Genomic DNA, 16,404 nt, shown 5'->3' with positions numbered 1-16,404 from the left:
AGCTCAGCGGCGCCATGAAGATCGGGAGATTTGTCTCATCAGCTTGCGGTGGCGCCAGCCCTTGAGGTGGTCGGCGTACACCGCGCCCTCCAGGTGGTCGGACTCGTGCTGCAGGCACCTGGCGAAGAAGCCCGTGCCGTGGACGGTGACGGGCTCGCCGGCCACCGTGAAACCCTCGACGACCGCGTGGTCGTAGCGTTCCGTGCCCGCTTCCAGGCCCGGCAGGGACAGGCAGCCCTCCGGGCCGCGGATCACCACGCCGTCCGCCTCCACCAGGCGCGGGTTCACGACATGTCCGAGATGTCGGACGTCCTCGTCGTCGGGGCAGTCGTAGACGAACACCCGTAGCGGCACGCCGATCTGGTTCGCGGCCAGGCCCACCCCCTGGGCCGCGTACATGGTCGCGAACAAGTCCTCCACGAGCCCGGCCAGTTCGGGGCCGAAGTCCGTGACGTCCCGGCAGGGCTCGTGCAGGACGGGGTCGTGGAGCAGGGAAAGAGGCCGGACGCGCCCGTGGGCGCCCGGGATCGAGCCGTGTCGCATGGCGGCAAGGGTACGGTTCGTTCAGTTCATGCCCGCAGCCAGGCATGGGCCGGGATTCGGGTGTGCGAATGGATCTCGATAGGCTGAGGCCCACACCACGTAGCCGGATGGCCCCAGGCGCGGCGCGTACGCAAGGAGGATCGAGAACTGATGGCAGGCAACTCGGACCCGCTCACGCCGCGGGCCAAGCTGGCCGTGACCGCGGGCAAGGCGGTCGCGGCGGCGTCGCGCGCCGCGGGACGCGGCAGCGGATCGGTGATCGGTGGCCGAGTCGCACTCAAACTCGACCCCGATCTCCTCGCCCGGCTCGCCCAGAACCTGGACGTCGTCCTGGTCTCGGCGACCAACGGCAAGACCACGACCACCCGGCTGATCGCGGAGGCCCTGCGGGCCGCGGGCCAGGTCGTCTCGAACGCGCTCGGCGCGAACATGCCGGCCGGCATCACCTCGGCACTGGCCGGGGGCTCGGAGGCCAAGTTCGGCGTCATCGAGGTCGACGAGAAATACCTGGCCGGGGTCGCCCGGGACACCGACCCGAAGTGCATCGCGCTGCTCAACCTCTCGCGCGACCAGCTGGACCGCGCGGCCGAGACCCGGATGCTCGCGGAGAACTGGCGCGAGGGCCTCGCCGGAACCAAGGCCGCCGTCGTCGCCAACTGCGACGACCCGCTGGTGGTGTGGGCCGCCTCCTCGTCCCCGAATGTGATCTGGGTCGCAGCCGGGCAGATGTGGAAGGACGACGCCTGGTCCTGCCCGTCCTGCGGTGGCGTGATGCAGCGCCCCGGTGACGACTGGTTCTGCGGCGAGTGCGGCTTCCGCCGGCCGACGCCCACCTGGGCACTGTCCGGGGACCATGTGCTGGATCCGCACGGGTCCGCCTGGCCGATCCACCTGCAGCTGCCGGGTCGCGCCAACAAGGCGAACGCGGCCAGTTCCGCGGCCGTCGCCGCCGTCTTCGGGGTGCCGCCGCAGGTCGCCCTGGAGCGCATGTACCAGGTGCAGGCGGTCGCCGGACGCTACGACGTCGTCCAGTTCGAGGGCCGTGACCTCCGGCTGCTGCTGGCGAAGAACCCGGCCGGCTGGCTGGAGACGTTCTCCCTGATCGACCCGCCGCCCGCCCCGGTGATCCTGTCCGTGAACGCCCGCGGCGCCGACGGTACCGACACCTCCTGGCTGTGGGACGTCGACTACACCCGGCTGACCGGCCACCCGATCTTCGTCATCGGTGACCGGAAGCTGGACCTCGCCGTCCGTCTGGAGGTCGCGAACCAGCACTTCCAGGTCTGCGAGAACCTCGACCAGGCCGTGCAGATGTGCCCGCCGGGCCGGATCGAGGTCATCGCGAACTACACCGCGTTCCAGGACCTGCGCCGCCGCGTCGGCAACTGATCTTCGAAGGGCGATCACCTCATGAGCGACAACCAACTGCGGCTGGTGTGGATCTACCCCGACCTGCTGAGCACCTACGGCGACCAGGGCAACGCGCTCGTCGTGGAGCGCCGGGCCCGGCAGCGCGGCCTGGACGTGGCCCGGCTGGACGTGCGCAGCGACCAGCCGATCCCGACCTCCGGTGACATCTACCTGATCGGCGGCGGCGAGGACCGGCCGCAGCGGCTCGCGGCCGAGCGGCTGCGCCGCGACGGCCATCTGCACCGCGCGGTGGAGAACGGCGCGATCGTCTTCTCCGTGTGCGCCGGCTACCAGATCCTCGGCCACGAGTTCATCAACGACCTCGGCCAGCGCGAGCCGGGCCTCGGCCTGCTCGACGTGGTCTCGGTGCGCGGCGAGGGCGAGCGGTGCGTCGGCGACGTCCTCGCGGACATCGACCCGCAGCTCGGCCTGCCCCAGCTGACCGGCTTCGAGAACCACCAGGGCGTCACCCACCTCGGCCCCTCCGCCCGCCCCTTCGCCCAGGTCCGCCTGGGCCGGGGCAACGGCACCGGGGACGGGACGGAGGGCGCGTACAACGGGACGGTCTTCGGTACCTACATGCACGGCCCGGTGCTGGCCCGTAACCCGCTGATCGCCGATCTGCTGCTGAAGCTGGCGCTCGACGTCAACGCGCTGCCACCGATCGACGACCGCTGGTACGACGCGCTCCGCAACGAGCGCATCGCGGCTGCGCAGCAGCCTGCGTGAACACAGTTGCGCAGCAGCCTGCGTAAGCGTCGTTTCAGCGCCGTCTCAGCGTGTTCCGGCACTGTCGTAGGCGGGCTCGTAGCGAGCCCGCCTGACGTGCCGTCCGCTCACATGTGCGGGCGCGTCCAGCAGGCGGACGCCCGCTACGGAGCCACCCCCTCCCGCCGGTAGGGTGACCGGGAATCCGCCGGACGACGTGGTCCGGTTTTCCGGCCCACGTTGAGAAGGTATTTCGGGCTATGCGCATTGGTGTCCTCACGTCCGGCGGCGACTGCCCCGGCCTGAACGCCGTCATCCGGTCCGTCGTGCACCGTGCCGTCGCCGACCACGGCGACGAGGTCATCGGCTTCCGGGACGGCTGGAAGGGCCTCCTGGAATGCGACTACATGAAGCTCGACCTCGACGCCGTGGGCGGCATCCTGGCCCGCGGCGGCACCATCCTCGGCTCCTCCCGGGTCCAGCCCTCGCACCTGCGGGACGGTGTGGAGCGGGCCAAGGGCCATGTCGCGGAACTGGGCCTCGACGCGATCATCCCGATCGGCGGCGAGGGCACGCTGAAGGCGGCCCGGCTGATGTCGGACAACGGCCTGCCCGTCGTCGGTGTCCCGAAGACCATCGACAACGACATCGCCGTCACGGACGTCACCTTCGGCTTCGACACGGCGGTCGGTGTCGCCACCGAGGCCCTGGACCGGCTGAAGACCACCGCCGAGTCCCACCAGCGGGTGCTCGTGGTGGAGGTCATGGGCCGGCACACCGGCTGGATCGCGCTGCACTCGGGCATGGCGGCCGGCGCCCACGCCATCGTCGTACCGGAACGGCCCTTCGACATCGAGGAGTTGGCCGCGCGCGTCGGTGCGCGGTTCGAGGCGGGCAAGCGGTTCGCCATCGTGGTCGCCGCGGAGGGCGCCAAGCCGCGGCCCGGCTCCATGGAGTTCGACGAGGGCGGCAAGGACATGTACGGCCACGAGCGCTTCGCGGGGATCGCCCGGCAGCTGTCGATCGAGCTGGAGCAGCGGCTCGGCAAGGAAGCCCGGCCGGTGATCCTGGGGCATGTGCAGCGGGGCGGGACGCCCACGGCGTACGACCGGGTGCTGGCCACGCGGTTCGGCTGGCACGCGGTGGAAGCCGTGCACCGCGGGGAGTTCGGCATGATGACCGCGCTGCGCGGGACCGACATCGTCATGGTGTCGCTCGCCGAGGCCGTGGAGACGCTGAAGACGGTTCCCACGGAGCGGTACGACGAGGCGGAGTGCGTCCTGTAGTTCAGCTGAGAACAACCCGCCCCCGGTCACAGCCGTGACCGGGGGCGGTTCTACTCTTGGGGGCGGACAGACGCGTACAACCCCCACGAATCAGGAGCCGCCGGATGGATCACAGCGGGCACGGCATGATGATGGACTTGCCGCCGTTCACGCTGGGGCGGGGGCTCCAGTGGTCGGCGGATCCCTTCTTCCTCGTCGCCTGTCTGGCCGGGCTGGCTCTGTACGGCTGGGGTGTGGTGCGGCTGCGGCGGCGTGGGGACGGGTGGCCCGCGGCCCGTACGGTGTCGTACGTCGTCGGTGTGCTGACCGTCGCGCTGGTGATGTGCACCAGGCTGAACGACTACGGCATGGTCATGTTCAGCGTGCACATGGTGCAGCACATGGTGATCAGCATGCTGTCGCCGATCCTGATCCTGCTGGGCGCCCCGGTCACGCTGGCGCTGCGCGCGCTGCCGGTGGCAGGCAAGGGCCGCAAGGGGCCGCGCGAGCTGCTGCTGGCGCTGCTGCACAGCCGGTACATGCGGATCATCACCCACCCGGCCTTCACGATCCCGATGTTCATCGCGAGCCTGTACGCGCTGTACTTCAGCCCGCTGTTCGACTTCCTGATGGGGTCGAAGGTCGGGCACATCGGGATGATGGTGCACTTCCTCGCCGTGGGTGTGGTCTTCTTCTGGCCGATCATCGGCGTGGACCCGGGGCCCCACCGGCCGGGTCACCTGATGCGGATGCTGGAGCTGTTCGCGGGCATGCCGTTCCACGCCTTCTTCGGTATCGCGCTGATGATGGCGTCGGAGCCGATGGTCGAGACGTTCAAGCACCCGTCCGCCTCGCTCGGCATCGACGCACTCTCCGACCAGAACGCGGCCGGCGGCATCGCCTGGGCGTTCAGTGAGATCCCGTCCGTGCTGGTGCTGATCGCGCTGCTGTTCCAGTGGTACGGCTCCGAGCAGCGGCAGGCCAGGCGCATGGACCGGGCCGCCGACCGGGACGGCGACAAGGAGCTGGAGGCGTACAACGCCTATCTGGCCTCGCTCAACGCGCGGGAGAGCTGAGTCCGCGGTATGCCGTTGTGGCGGCGTTCGGGGCACCATGGTCAGGGACGGACCATGAGGAGGGTGTCGCGATGCCCGGTTCCATGAACGGTTCCACCAAGGCGATGGGGGCGATGACCGTCGGCGGTCTCGTCGTCGTGACGGCCTACACGGTCGCGCTCGGCAGCAACGGCTGGCTGTGGTTCGGCTGGGTGGTGCTGGGGCTGCTGACGCTCGCCATGGTCGTCACCCAGTCGTAGGACGCTCGTCGCGGGCGTGGCTGATTACAGTGCCCGCATGAACAGCAGGGCTGCCTCCTTCGACGACCTCGACCGGAAGATCATCACCGCGCTGATGGCGAACGCCAGGACCAGCTTCGCCGAGATCGGCGCGGCGATCGGGCTGTCGTCCACCGCGGTCAAACGGCGCGTGGACCGACTGCGGGAGACCGGAGTGGTGACCGGGTTCACGGCGACCGTGAAGCCCGCCGCGCTCGGCTGGCGCACGGAGGCGTACGTCGAGGTGTACTGCGAGGGCGCGGCCCCGCCGCGGCGCCTGGCGGAGGTGGTGCGCAACCACCCGGAGATCACGGCGGCCATGACGGTCACCGGCGGCGCGGACGCGCTGCTGCACGTGCGGGCGCGGGACGTGGAGCACTTCGAGGAGGTGCTGGAGCGGATCCGCGCCGAACCGTTCATCCGGAAGACGATCAGCGTGATGGTGCTGTCCCACCTCCTCCCGGAAAGCCCGGAAGCGGGCGCGACCCACGCCGCACCCGAATGATCGCGAAATAAACGCCGCAACGCGCAGTTCTCGTGCGTTCTCCCTGGTGAGAACGCAGCGATGCTGCGCATGCACGCAGCTTTCATTTCTTGTCGTCCGCCTCCGTCACTTCCTACCGTTGTGCCAACCCTCAGTGACGCGCAGGAAAGCGGAGGAAACCCTCTGTGCCCGAAAGCCGTGTGCCGCGCCCTCGGCGCTTCCTTGTCTGCGAACCCAGACATTTCGCCGTGCAGTACGCGATCAATCCCTGGATGCATCCCGACACGCCCGTCGACGTGGATCTGGCCCAGGAGCAGTGGCAGGCGCTGATCCGCGCCTACCGCTCCCACGGCCACACCGTCGAGGCGGTCGACCCGGTCCCGGGTCTGCCCGACATGGTGTTCGCCGCCAACGCGGCGTTCGTGGTCGGCGGCCGGGTCTTCGGCTCCCTGTTCCACGCGCCGGAGCGACGCCCCGAGTCGGTCCACTACGACACGTGGTTCAAGTCGGCCGGCTACGACGTCTACCGGCCCGAGGCGGTGACCGAGGGCGAGGGGGACCTGGTGTGGACGGGCCGGTACGTGCTGGCCGGCACCGGGTTCCGCACCACCCGTGAGGCCCACCGCGAGGCGCAGGAGTTCCTCGGCCACCCGGTGATCGGCCTGACCCTGGTGGACCCGCACTTCTACCACCTGGACACGGCGCTGTTCGTCCTCGACGGCGGGCACCAGGAAAACATCGCCTACTACCCGGAGGCCTTCTCGCCGGGGAGCCGGGAGGTGCTCAAGCGCCTGTACCCGGACGCGGTGCTCGCCACCCGCGACGACGCGATGGCCTTCGGTCTGAACTCCGTGTCCGACGGCCGGCACGTCTTCATCGCCCCCAAGGCCGAGGCGCTGGCCGAGCGCCTGGCCGACCACGGTTACGTCCCCGTCCCCGTCGACCTGTCGGAGTTCCACAAGGCCGGCGGTGGCATCAAGTGCTGCACCCAGGAGATCCGCTGATGACCGCACCCGCGCACGAGCGCACGTCCGACGACCTGATCAAGGCGGAGGAGCCGGTCCTCGCGCACAACTACCACCCCCTGCCCGTGGTCGTCGCCCGGGCCGAGGGCACCTGGGTGGAGGACGTCGAGGGCCGCCGCTACCTCGACATGCTGGCCGGTTACTCTGCCCTCAACTTCGGCCACCGGCACCCGGCGCTGATCGAGGCCGCGCACCGCCAGCTCGACCGGCTGACCCTCACCTCCCGCGCCTTCCACAACGACCGGCTCGCCGAGTTCGCCGAGCGGCTCGCGGAGCTGACCGGCCTGGACATGGTGCTGCCGATGAACACCGGCGCGGAGGCGGTGGAGAGCGGCATCAAGGTGGCCCGCAAGTGGGCGTACGACGTGAAGGGCGTCCCCGCCGACCAGGCCACGATCGTGGTCGCGGCGGAGAACTTCCACGGCCGTACGACGACGATCGTCAGCTTCTCCACGGACGAGACGGCCCGCGCCGGCTTCGGCCCCTTCACGCCCGGCTTCCGGATCGTGCCGTACAACGACCTGGCCGCGCTGGAGGAGGCCGTCGACGAGACGACGGCCGCGGTGCTGCTCGAGCCCATCCAGGGCGAGGCCGGGGTCGTCATCCCGGACGACGGCTACCTGGCCGGCGTCCGGGAGCTGACGCGCCGCAAGGGCTGCCTGTTCATCGCCGACGAGATCCAGTCCGGCCTCGGTCGCACCGGCCGTACCCTCGCCGTCGAGCACGAGGACGTGGTCCCGGACGTGCTGCTGCTCGGCAAGGCGCTCGGCGGCGGCATCGTGCCGGTGTCGGCGGTGGTGGCCCGGCGCGAGGTGCTGGGCGTGCTGCACCCGGGCGAGCACGGCTCCACGTTCGGCGGCAACCCGCTGGCGGCGGCGGTCGGCACGGCGGTGGTCGAGCTGCTGGAGACCGGCGAGTTCCAGCGCCGGGCGGCCGACCTGGGGCAGATCCTGCACAGCGGCCTGGCCGAGCTGGTCGGCCGGGGCGTGACCGGTTTCCGTGCCCGCGGACTGTGGGCGGGCGTCGACGTGGACCCGGCCATCGGCACCGGCCGTGAGATCAGCGAGCGCCTCATGCGGGAGGGCGTCCTGGTCAAGGACACGCACGGCTCCACGATCCGGCTGGCGCCCCCGCTGACGATCACGGCCGAAGAGCTGCGCTCGGCGCTCGGCGCGCTGGAGAAGGCGCTCGGCGCGGCCGGCTAGGGACGGGGGCAGGGGGCCGGCGCTACGCAGCCGGCCCCCTGCCCACTCGGCCGGCTCCGGCTCTAGCTCTCGCTCTTGCCGAGGAGCTGCTTCATCTCCTCGATCTCGGCGTTCTGGGCGCTGACTATGTCGTCGGCCATGCCCTTGGCGGGGCCGTACCGGCCCTCGCCCTTCTCCGTGGTGGCCATCTCGACGGCGCCCTGGTGGTGCTCGACCATCAGGGACAGGAACTTCGTGTCGAAGTCCTTGCCGGTGGCCTTCTTGAGGGCGGCCATGTCGTCCTCGCTCATCATCCCGGACATGCCGGCGTGACCCGAGTGGTCCATGCCGGCCATCGGCACCTGCTCACCCCAGGCCCTCAGCCAGCCGGTCATGGTGCGGATCTCCGGGTCCTGCGCCTTCTCGATGCGGGCGGCGAGGTCCTTCACCCGGGCCGAGGAGGCCCGCCCGTCGGCGAGCCGCGCCATCTCCAGGGCCTGCTGGTGGTGCGGGATCATGCCCTGGGCGAAGGCGACGTCCTGGGCGTTGTGGGCGGTGGCGGGGGCGGAGGGGCTCGGGCTCGCGCTCGCCGAGGTGCCGTGGCCCGCGTGGTCGCTGCCGCCACCGCCACAGGCGGCGAGGACGACGGAGGCGACGCCGGTCACCGCGACGAGGGCGGCACGGCGCGTCAGGGTACGGGTGGTCATACGGGAACTCCTGCTGTTCGAACGATGTCTTCGGGCACGCGTGGGAGGACGACCGCGGCGCATGCGGTCGTCGCGGCCTCTAGATCCGCAGGAGTTGGAGTTCCGCCAGGGAGGGTGGTGCACGGGCCCCGTCCGGCGCCGTGACAGCGCGCGATCGCAGGGCATCGACCGGTGCGGGGGCGGTCACGGGGTCGGGTACGAGCGCGGGCGGCCGCGGGCCGCCGTTCACGGCGCCGGACGCGCAGGTGGGATCGGCGTGGTGCATCAGATGGCCGCCGCAGTGCCCGTCGCCCTCGGGACAGTCGCCCTGGGTGATGACCGCGACCTTCGTGTGCGCGGCCCGGGCATGCTCCGCGTGCCCCGTCCCGCCGCCGGGCGCCAGGGCGTGCATGCCCAGCAGCCCGGCCAGCACCGCCAGCACGAACAGCGCGCGCAGCCGCCGCTGGGGCGGTCGCCGGGTGTGCTGTCCGGTGCTGTGCATCGGGGACATCGTATCGGTCGCGCGCGGTGAACGAGCCGGGGCCCCGCCGACGCGGGCGCGCGGGCATGGTCCGTCAGGTTACGTACCGCGAGGAGCCCTTGACGCGGGTCCAGCCAATCGATATGTACATGCCATCCCTTGGTATGGACCAATCCTGTGCGGCCTCGCGCGCCGGCCCGGCGCCCAACTCCCCAGCGGAGGCAGCGATGCGAAGACCATCAGCACTCGTCGCCCTGTTCCTCGGCGCACTGCTCCTGCTCCTGGCCCCACCACCCGCACTCGCCGCGGGCTCGGCCACGGCGTCCTTCGCCAGGACCTCGACCTGGGACGGCGGTTACCAGGGCGCCTACACCCTCACCAACGGCGGCAGTACGACCCTGTCCGCCTGGACCGTCGAGTTCGACCTGCCCTCCGGCACCACGGTCGGCTCGTACTGGGACGCGCTGCTCACCCGGAGCGGCAACCACTACACCTTCAAGAACCGTGAGTACAACGGCTCGTTGGCGCCGGGTGCGAGCACCACCTTCGGGTGGGTGTCGAGCGGCACCGGCACGCCGGCCGACTGCCGGCTGGGCGGCGCGCCCTGCACGGGTGGTTCGGGTGGCGGCGACACGACCCCGCCCAGCGTGCCCGGCGGGGTGACCGTGGGCTCCGCGTCCAGTTCGTCGCTGACCGTGCGGTGGACGGCCGCGACGGACGACTCCGGATCCGTCGCGGGCTACGACATCTCGCGCGACGGCGGCACAGCCGTCACGGTGACCGGAACCTCGTACACCGTCACCGGACTGCAGGCGAACACGAGTTACTCGATCCGCGTGCGGGCCCGGGACGCCGCGGGCAACGTCTCCGCCTACAGCGCGGCGGTCAGCGCTACGACCTCCTCCGGAGGCACCCCGCCGGGCGGCGGCGTGCACACGGCTCCGTACATCGACATGGGCGCGTGGCCCACCCCGAGCATGCCCGACATGGCCTCGGCCGGCGGGCTCAAGAGCTACACCATGGCGTTCGTCACCGCCTCCGGCTGCAAGGCCATGTGGTTCAACGCACATGACCCGCGCGACGGCTGGGCCAAGGACCAGATCGACGCGATCCGGGCGAACGGCGGCGACGTGAAGGTCTCCTTCGGCGGCGCGTCCGGCATCGAACTGGCCCAGGCCTGCGACTCGGTGGACTCCCTCTACACCGAGTACGACGCGGTCGTGAACGCGTACGACCTGACCTATGTCGACTTCGACATCGAGGGCGCGGCCGTCGCCGACCCGGCCTCGATCAGCCGCCGTTCCCAGGCCCTGGCGCGTCTGCAGCAGGCCCACCCCGGGCTGCGGATCTCCCTCACGCTCCCCGTACTCCCGGAGGGCCTGACCTCGGACGGCCTCAACGTGGTCGAGGCGGCGCGGGACGCCGGGGTCGACCTCGACCTCGTGAACATCATGGCCATGGACTACTACCGGAGCGTCGACTACGGCGACGCCGCTCTGCAGGCCGCGCAGTCCACCTTCACACAGCTGCGGTCGCTCTACCCGGGCAAGTCGGATGCCCAGCTGTGGGCGATGACCGGCGTGACACCGATGCTCGGCCAGAACGACGACGGCCACGTCTACGACCAGGGCGACGCCCGACAGCTGGTCTCCTTCGCGCAGGGCAAGCACCTCGGGGAGCTGGCCTTCTGGGAGGCGACCCGGGACCGCAACGCCTGTACCGGGGCCCTGTACCAGTGCACGAACGTCCCGCAGTCCCCCTACGAGTTCGCGAAGATCTTCGCGGCGTACACGGGCTGACCTGCCCTCGGTGCCGCCTACGGCCGCTCGCCCGTGCCACGACCCGGTGGACCGGGCGAGCCGGCCGGACCGGGGTGGGGCCGCGACCGGCCGTACCAGTCGTGCACCACGACACTGCCCACCAGGAGGTCCTGGACGGAGGCCCGGCGCCTGCTGGCCGGGATCCACAGCAGTCCCAGCGGAAAGACGAGGTACAGGACGGCCCGCAGCACGGCGGGCACGAGGGTGAGGCGGGCGCCGGACCGGCCGGTCACCCGCAGGCCCATCATCTGGTCACCGACGGTGCGCCCGACCGTGCACCAGCTGCCCGAGAGATAGGCCAGCGCGATCGCGGAGCCGAAGCCCGTGGCGCCCCACAGACCGAGCTGGGGCGCCGAGAACGGAGGTCCCACCAGCAGATACCGCAGCGCCGCGTAGCCGAAGTGGATGACCGCCACCGCGCCGAGCACCACGAGGACGTCCACGACGGCGGCCACGGTACGCGTGACCATCCCGGCCGGAAGTCCTTGGACGACCGAGGGACCGGAGGCACGGGCCATCGAGGTCACGGCGCCGCCGGTCCCTCGCGTCGCGCTCCGGGCGGCGGCTCACCGGCCGGCGGCTCCGGAGAGGATCCGGCACGATGCAGCAGCCGGCCGGCGAACCGGTCCACGAACCGGTCGGCGCGGGCGTTCTGCTCACGGAACGCGTCCAGCGTCTCCGCCGTCATGCTGCCGCCGGTGTCCCGGACGAGCCGCCCGACGTCCAGCTCCTCCAGCACCTGCTCGGTGTACGTCACCAGGTCCACCCGGGCCAGCACCGCGTCGAGGTCGATGCGCCGGGCGACACGGTCCACGTCCAGCCGCTCCGCCACCGCGTCCACGTCGATCCGGCCGATGACGGCGTCGAGGTCGACCCGGGCCAGCAGCGTGTCGACGTCGACACGGGCCAGCACGGCGTCCAGGTCGACGCGGGCGAGGACCGCGTCGAGGTCGACCCGGGCCAGCAGGGCGTCGAGGTCGATGCGGCGGGCCACGCGGTCCACGTCGAGACGGTCGGCGACGGCGTCGAGGTCGAGCTCGTCCACGACGGCCGCCGTCACCGCCCGGACGAGCGCCCGCGCCAGGTCCTCCGCCTGGTGGCGCGACCGCACCCGTTCCGCCGCTCCCCGCGCGCTCCAGTACGCGATGCGGCGGTCCGCCGCACCCCGCACGGCCGACGGCACGAGCAGCCGGGTCGCGGCGCGGGCCAGGCGCCCGGCCCGGTCGGCCGTGCCCATGACCCTGGACACCGACCGCCGCTCCGCCTCCAGCGCGAGTCCGAGCAGGGCGTCGCCGAGGGGCGCCGGCGCGCCCGGCGGACGCGGAGTCCCGGGACGAGCCGCGGACACGGCCTGCGACGCAAGGTCGGCCAGGCCCAGGACCAGCCGCGTCACCCCCTGGGGCACGGGCCGCACCAGGCCGTCGTCGCCGCTCCCACCCGTCGGCGCGGAGGCGGGCGAGTCGCCCGCGGACCTGCTCATGCCGCTATCGGACCATCCCGGGCCGCGGCCCGCCCTCACCCACCAGGGGTGACCTGCCTCGACCGACCAGAACGGCGCGTACACGTCATTCGGATCGTGGTCACCGACGTCCGGACGGGCTCACCCGCGTCGGGTGAGCAAGGGGCGGCGGGCGGCCGCCTACGGTGAGGGGAGCCAAGACGGCAGACTCCGGAAAGGCGGTCTCCCATGCCCACCACATCAGACGCTCCCGTTCTCGACACGCTGGCGGCCATGACGATCGACTCGATCGAACGCTGCGGCATGGACGAGCACACGCTCATCCTGACCCGCATCGCCGCGCTCGTGGCCATGGACGCACCGGCGATCTCCTACCTCGCCCACGTCGACCCGGCGGTCAAGGCCGAACTGACCGTGGAGCAGCTGCAGGACGTCCTCGTGGCGATCGCCCCCGTCGTCGGCACCGCGCGCGTCATGTCGGCCGCGGGCCACATCGCCGAGGCCTTCGGCGTGGCCATCGCCCTGGCCGAGACAGAGGCCCAGTCCATCGCCGAGGCCGAGGCCCGAAGCCGGGACCGCTCCTGAACCGGGCAACAACGGCTCGTCCCCGTGAATGTGAGACGACGTCAGGTACGACCGAACCTGGAGTCGGTGGCGACGCGCCGGAGCCTCACTGGCCGACCGGCCTGATCCGGCGGCCGGTGAGCCGCCTGGGCCGGATCGACACCCACATCTCACGCTCGCCGCCCGCCCAAGGCTCGGCGTGGGCGTGCTCGGCCAGGCGCCGCACGACGTCGGGCTCCGTGACGACTCGCGCGGGACCGACGACGAGAACGCTCCAGCCCTGGCTCAAGGCCTCGTCCACGTGGTCGACCTCGAAGGCCACCTCCGCTCCCACGGCCGCCGCGGGTACGGAGTCGGGGGTCGTCCGGTAGGCGATCGCGTCATCGATGACCTCGTAGTTCACCGGGACGACCGCCGGGCCGTCGGGGGTCGACACCGCTACACGCCCCACGCCATGGGTGGAAAGCAGCGCGCGGCATTCGTCGGGGCTGAGGTCCCGAAGCTGGGGGTGCAGGAGCGCGTGTCCCTGGCCCGGCGGCAGATCGACGCCGCCCCCGCGCAGGGCTGCGACGCTGGTACCCAGCGCCGAGGCGAGGCGGATGAGCGTCGCCAGGCTCGGATCGGCCGCGCGTTCTTCCAGGTAGGCAAGGTAGTCCGGCGCCATTGCAGCACGGCGGGCAGTCTCTTCCCGGCTCAGGCCCTGTCGCTCGCGCTCGGCGGCCACGCGCCGGCCGATGTCGCCGGGGTTCGGTTCCGTCTCCCGTGGGGTTCTGTCGGACACGCCTCCAGTCTCCCCGGTGACCCGCCCGGAAGGCCCGTCGGCACTCCCTGGCCCATGCTCGAGATGACGGACGTGCGCGTCGGGCCCCGGGAACACCAGCGTCACCTCGTGTGTGTCCGACCAGCGCACGTCGTACGGCGGCGTTCCATCCGCATGGTGCAGTCCGACGATCTCGCCGTCGCGCCGGGAGGTACCCGTCGTCGGACTTTCGATGACGAGTTGATCGCCGAGTTCTGCTCGCATGATCGCCACCGTCCCCTCAAGGTGATGCTGTAGTCCAACGTGTCACGCGCGGTGTGCCGCCGCACGTGGTCCGGCACTCGGGTGGCCGAGCGGGTCGGTCTCGGGACCGCGGCTCCGAAGACGGGGCGGAGCTTCCCGCTTCTGTGAGTAGTTCCAGCAGGTCGCCCCGGGTACGAGGCCCGTGGCGGGAGATCTCCTGGCATCCATCGTCGCTCGCCACCCGGTAGAAGTGCGACCGACCGGACGGCTCTCCTTCAAGGGTCACCGAGCCCTGCTGCGCACGGGTCGGGCCGACAGATGAGATCAACCGCAGGGCCGAGGGCTCCTGGGGCAGCTGATTCACCACGCCGAACACGCCGAGCCCGGTGTGCCCCGGGCGTCCACACCGGCCGGCCCCTGATCTTCTTCACGGACGGCTTGGCCGATCACCCCGAACGGTCCGTCGACACGGGTCTGCGCGCCCGCGACGCCCCGAATCGGAGCTCCCGTACACGCAACGCCCGATGCAGCGGGACCCAGCCGTGCGACGGCTCTCCTACAGCCGACCGCTCGTGAACCGTTCCCCGCTACCCGCCGGGTGCCGTCGAACGGATTCGGCTCGTCGGGCATCCTTGGGGAGTGTGCCGCGAGACGGTGAGGGGAGCTGTGGTGGACGAACGCGCGCAGGATTCGCGTGAGGTGGAGGCATTCGGGATGTCTCCGCAGCTGCGGCTGGACGTTCTGCTGGACGACCTGCAGCAGCAGGTGGCGCAGGTCCGGGCGGCTCGGGACCGGGTCCACACGCTGCTCGACGCGGTGCTGGCCGTCGGCTCCGACCTCGACCTGGAGGTGGTGCTGCACCGCATCGTGGAGTCGGCGGTCACCCTGGTCGACGCCCAGTACGGGGCACTCGGCGTCCTTGGCGACGAAGGCACGATCAAGCAGTTCCTCACCGTCGGGATCGACGAGGAGGCCATCGCCCGCATCGGACACTACCCGCGCGGCGAGGGCATCCTCGGGCTGCTCATCCGGCACCCGGAGCCGCTGCGCCTGGCGAACCTGGCGGACCATCCGGCATCCGCCGGCTTCCCGGCCGGGCACCCACCGATGACCAGCTTCCTCGGTGCTCCGATCCGGGTGCGTGACCAGGTCTTCGGCAACCTGTACCTGACCAACAAGAAGAGCGGCACGGAGTTCGACACCGACGACGAGGCGGTGCTGCGCACCCTGGCCGCGGCGGCCGGTGTCGCGATCGACAACGCCCGGCTGTACGACGACGCGCACCGCCGGCAGCGATGGCTGGCGGCCAGCAACGAACTGACCCGCAGCCTCCTGTCCGGCGCCGAGCCCGCCGCCGTACTGGAGTCCTTCACCACCACCGTGCGGGAGATGGCCGGCGCGGACCTGGTCACCCTGGCGGTGCCCGTCGGCGACAAGGGCGAGCTGGTCATCGAGGCCGCCTCGGGAGCGCGGGCCGAAGAGGTCGGCGGGCTGCTGCTGCCCGCCACGGCGCTGGCCGCCAAGGTCTACACGTCAGGGGAGACGATCACCAGCGAGGCCGTGAGCGTCGACCCGCGCGCCGAGGGCGGCAGCGCCTCGGTGGTGGAGCTCGGGCCGGCGTTCTTCGTCCCCCTCGGCACCCGAGAGCACGTCCGCGGGGTGCTACAGGTCGCGAACGTACCCGGCGGCGTCCTCTTCACCGACGCCGTGATCGACATGGTCACCGGGTTCGGCAACCAGGCCGCGCTGGCCCTGGACGTCGCCGAACACCGCCGGGACACCGAACGCATGGTCGTACTCAACGACCGCGACCGGATCGCCCGGGACCTGCACGACCTGGTCATCCAACGGCTCTTCGCCGGCGCGCTGTCCCTGCAGTCCACACTGGGCAGGGTCTCCGACCGGCCGCAGGTGAGCGAACGGATCCAGCGGGTCGTGGACGACCTCGACGACACCATCAAGATCATCCGCTCGACCGTCTACGCCCTGCGCGAGCACGATCAGTCTCGCGGCAGTGGACTGCGCGCCCAGCTGGTGGCGGCCACCGAACGGGCCGCCGAGTCGCTCGGCTTCGCCCCCGCGCTGCGCATGACGGGGCTGCTGGACACGGCCGTCTCCGCCGAACAGGCCGAGCAGTTGCTGGCCGTGCTCGGCGAAGCCCTGTCCAACGCCGCCCGGCACGCGCACGCCGGCACCGTCGACGTCACCGTCGAGGTCACCGACACCGAGCTGAAGCTACGTGTAGCCGACAACGGCCGAGGAATCGACCCGGCGGCCACCCGCCGCAGCGGCTTGGCCAACCTCCGCAGGCGCGCGGAGGAGCTGGGCGGCACCTTCAGCGTCTCCGCGAGCCGGCCGAGCGGCACCGTCGTCGAGTGGGCCGTTCCGATCTCCTCGGCAGGCTGACGCTTCCCGCCGGTCAAGGGCTTCATCCAGCGG

Annotated in this window: 17 protein-coding genes; 11 read left to right on the top strand and 6 right to left on the bottom strand. The window is 71.4% G+C overall.

Annotated features, from left to right (window positions below; translation table 11 throughout):
- Positions 1-3: 3 nt before the first annotated feature.
- Entirely contained in the window at positions 4-543 is a 540-nt protein-coding gene (gene def / locus ACWC5O_RS25730) for a peptide deformylase (protein ID WP_450583646.1), read from the bottom strand.
- Positions 544-693: 150 nt separating this feature from the next.
- Between def and ACWC5O_RS25725 the strand changes: the two genes are divergently transcribed.
- From ACWC5O_RS25725 to rocD, 8 genes are all read left to right on the top strand, one after another.
- Positions 694-1,932, top strand: a complete 1,239-nt coding sequence (locus ACWC5O_RS25725) for a MurT ligase domain-containing protein (protein WP_450583644.1) — start codon at positions 694-696, stop codon at positions 1,930-1,932.
- A 21-nt stretch (positions 1,933-1,953) separates the two neighbouring features.
- A complete protein-coding gene (locus tag ACWC5O_RS25720; RefSeq protein ID WP_450583643.1) occupies positions 1,954-2,682 on the top strand; it encodes a type 1 glutamine amidotransferase in 729 nt (242 codons plus the stop codon).
- A 239-nt stretch (positions 2,683-2,921) separates the two neighbouring features.
- The gene (locus tag ACWC5O_RS25715; protein ID WP_450583641.1) at positions 2,922-3,947 is read left to right on the top strand and encodes a 6-phosphofructokinase; all 1,026 of its coding nucleotides are present in this window, start codon (positions 2,922-2,924) and stop codon (positions 3,945-3,947) included.
- A gap of 104 nt (positions 3,948-4,051) precedes the next feature.
- Positions 4,052-5,002, top strand: a complete 951-nt coding sequence (locus ACWC5O_RS25710; RefSeq protein WP_450583639.1) for a cytochrome c oxidase assembly protein — start codon at positions 4,052-4,054, stop codon at positions 5,000-5,002.
- Between the two features lie 71 nt (positions 5,003-5,073).
- Positions 5,074-5,241 carry a hypothetical protein gene (locus ACWC5O_RS25705; RefSeq protein ID WP_450583637.1) on the top strand — a complete coding sequence of 56 codons (168 nt, stop codon included), beginning with the start codon at positions 5,074-5,076 and terminating at the stop codon, positions 5,239-5,241.
- A gap of 37 nt (positions 5,242-5,278) precedes the next feature.
- Entirely contained in the window at positions 5,279-5,764 is a 486-nt protein-coding gene (locus ACWC5O_RS25700) for an Lrp/AsnC family transcriptional regulator (RefSeq protein WP_386580595.1), read from the top strand.
- Between the two features lie 164 nt (positions 5,765-5,928).
- Positions 5,929-6,747 carry a dimethylargininase gene (gene ddaH / locus ACWC5O_RS25695; RefSeq protein WP_450583635.1) on the top strand — a complete coding sequence of 273 codons (819 nt, stop codon included), beginning with the start codon at positions 5,929-5,931 and terminating at the stop codon, positions 6,745-6,747.
- The gene (gene rocD / locus ACWC5O_RS25690) at positions 6,747-7,973 is read left to right on the top strand and encodes an ornithine--oxo-acid transaminase (RefSeq protein WP_450583633.1); all 1,227 of its coding nucleotides are present in this window, start codon (positions 6,747-6,749) and stop codon (positions 7,971-7,973) included. The genes ddaH and rocD overlap by 1 nt, the downstream gene beginning before the upstream one ends.
- A 62-nt stretch (positions 7,974-8,035) precedes the next feature.
- Here the strand turns inward: rocD and ACWC5O_RS25685 are convergent, their stop codons facing one another.
- Positions 8,036-8,659 carry a DUF305 domain-containing protein gene (locus ACWC5O_RS25685; RefSeq protein ID WP_450583631.1) on the bottom strand — a complete coding sequence of 208 codons (624 nt, stop codon included), beginning with the start codon at positions 8,657-8,659 and terminating at the stop codon, positions 8,036-8,038.
- A 79-nt stretch (positions 8,660-8,738) separates the two neighbouring features.
- Complete coding sequence (locus tag ACWC5O_RS25680; protein WP_450583629.1) at positions 8,739-9,140, bottom strand: DUF6153 family protein; 402 nt, start codon at positions 9,138-9,140, stop codon at positions 8,739-8,741.
- A 206-nt stretch (positions 9,141-9,346) separates the two neighbouring features.
- Between ACWC5O_RS25680 and ACWC5O_RS25675 the strand changes: the two genes are divergently transcribed.
- Complete coding sequence (locus ACWC5O_RS25675; RefSeq protein WP_450583627.1) at positions 9,347-10,918, top strand: cellulose binding domain-containing protein; 1,572 nt, start codon at positions 9,347-9,349, stop codon at positions 10,916-10,918.
- Positions 10,919-10,935: 17 nt separating this feature from the next.
- Here ACWC5O_RS25675 and ACWC5O_RS25670 read toward each other — a convergent pair whose 3' ends face one another.
- Together ACWC5O_RS25670 and ACWC5O_RS25665 are read right to left on the bottom strand one after the other, a co-directional pair.
- Positions 10,936-11,409, bottom strand: a complete 474-nt coding sequence (locus tag ACWC5O_RS25670; protein WP_450583626.1) for an RDD family protein — start codon at positions 11,407-11,409, stop codon at positions 10,936-10,938.
- A 53-nt stretch (positions 11,410-11,462) separates the two neighbouring features.
- The gene (locus ACWC5O_RS25665) at positions 11,463-12,419 is read right to left on the bottom strand and encodes a hypothetical protein (RefSeq protein ID WP_450583624.1); all 957 of its coding nucleotides are present in this window, start codon (positions 12,417-12,419) and stop codon (positions 11,463-11,465) included.
- 207 nt (positions 12,420-12,626) lie between these two features.
- Between ACWC5O_RS25665 and ACWC5O_RS25660 the strand changes: the two genes are divergently transcribed.
- Complete coding sequence (locus ACWC5O_RS25660) at positions 12,627-12,983, top strand: carboxymuconolactone decarboxylase (protein WP_450583623.1); 357 nt, start codon at positions 12,627-12,629, stop codon at positions 12,981-12,983.
- Positions 12,984-13,068: 85 nt separating this feature from the next.
- On the opposite strand, the gene ACWC5O_RS25655 is transcribed toward ACWC5O_RS25660, so the two are convergent.
- A complete protein-coding gene (locus tag ACWC5O_RS25655; protein ID WP_450583621.1) occupies positions 13,069-13,986 on the bottom strand; it encodes a DUF1918 domain-containing protein in 918 nt (305 codons plus the stop codon).
- Positions 13,987-14,679: 693 nt separating this feature from the next.
- On the opposite strand from ACWC5O_RS25655, the gene ACWC5O_RS25650 reads away from it, so the two are divergent.
- Complete coding sequence (locus ACWC5O_RS25650; RefSeq protein WP_450583619.1) at positions 14,680-16,371, top strand: sensor histidine kinase; 1,692 nt, start codon at positions 14,680-14,682, stop codon at positions 16,369-16,371.
- Positions 16,372-16,404 lie beyond the last annotated feature (33 nt).

This window comes from Streptomyces sp. NPDC001450 (genome assembly GCF_053597295.1).
This window is presented reverse-complemented; position numbering and strand designations above follow the sequence as displayed.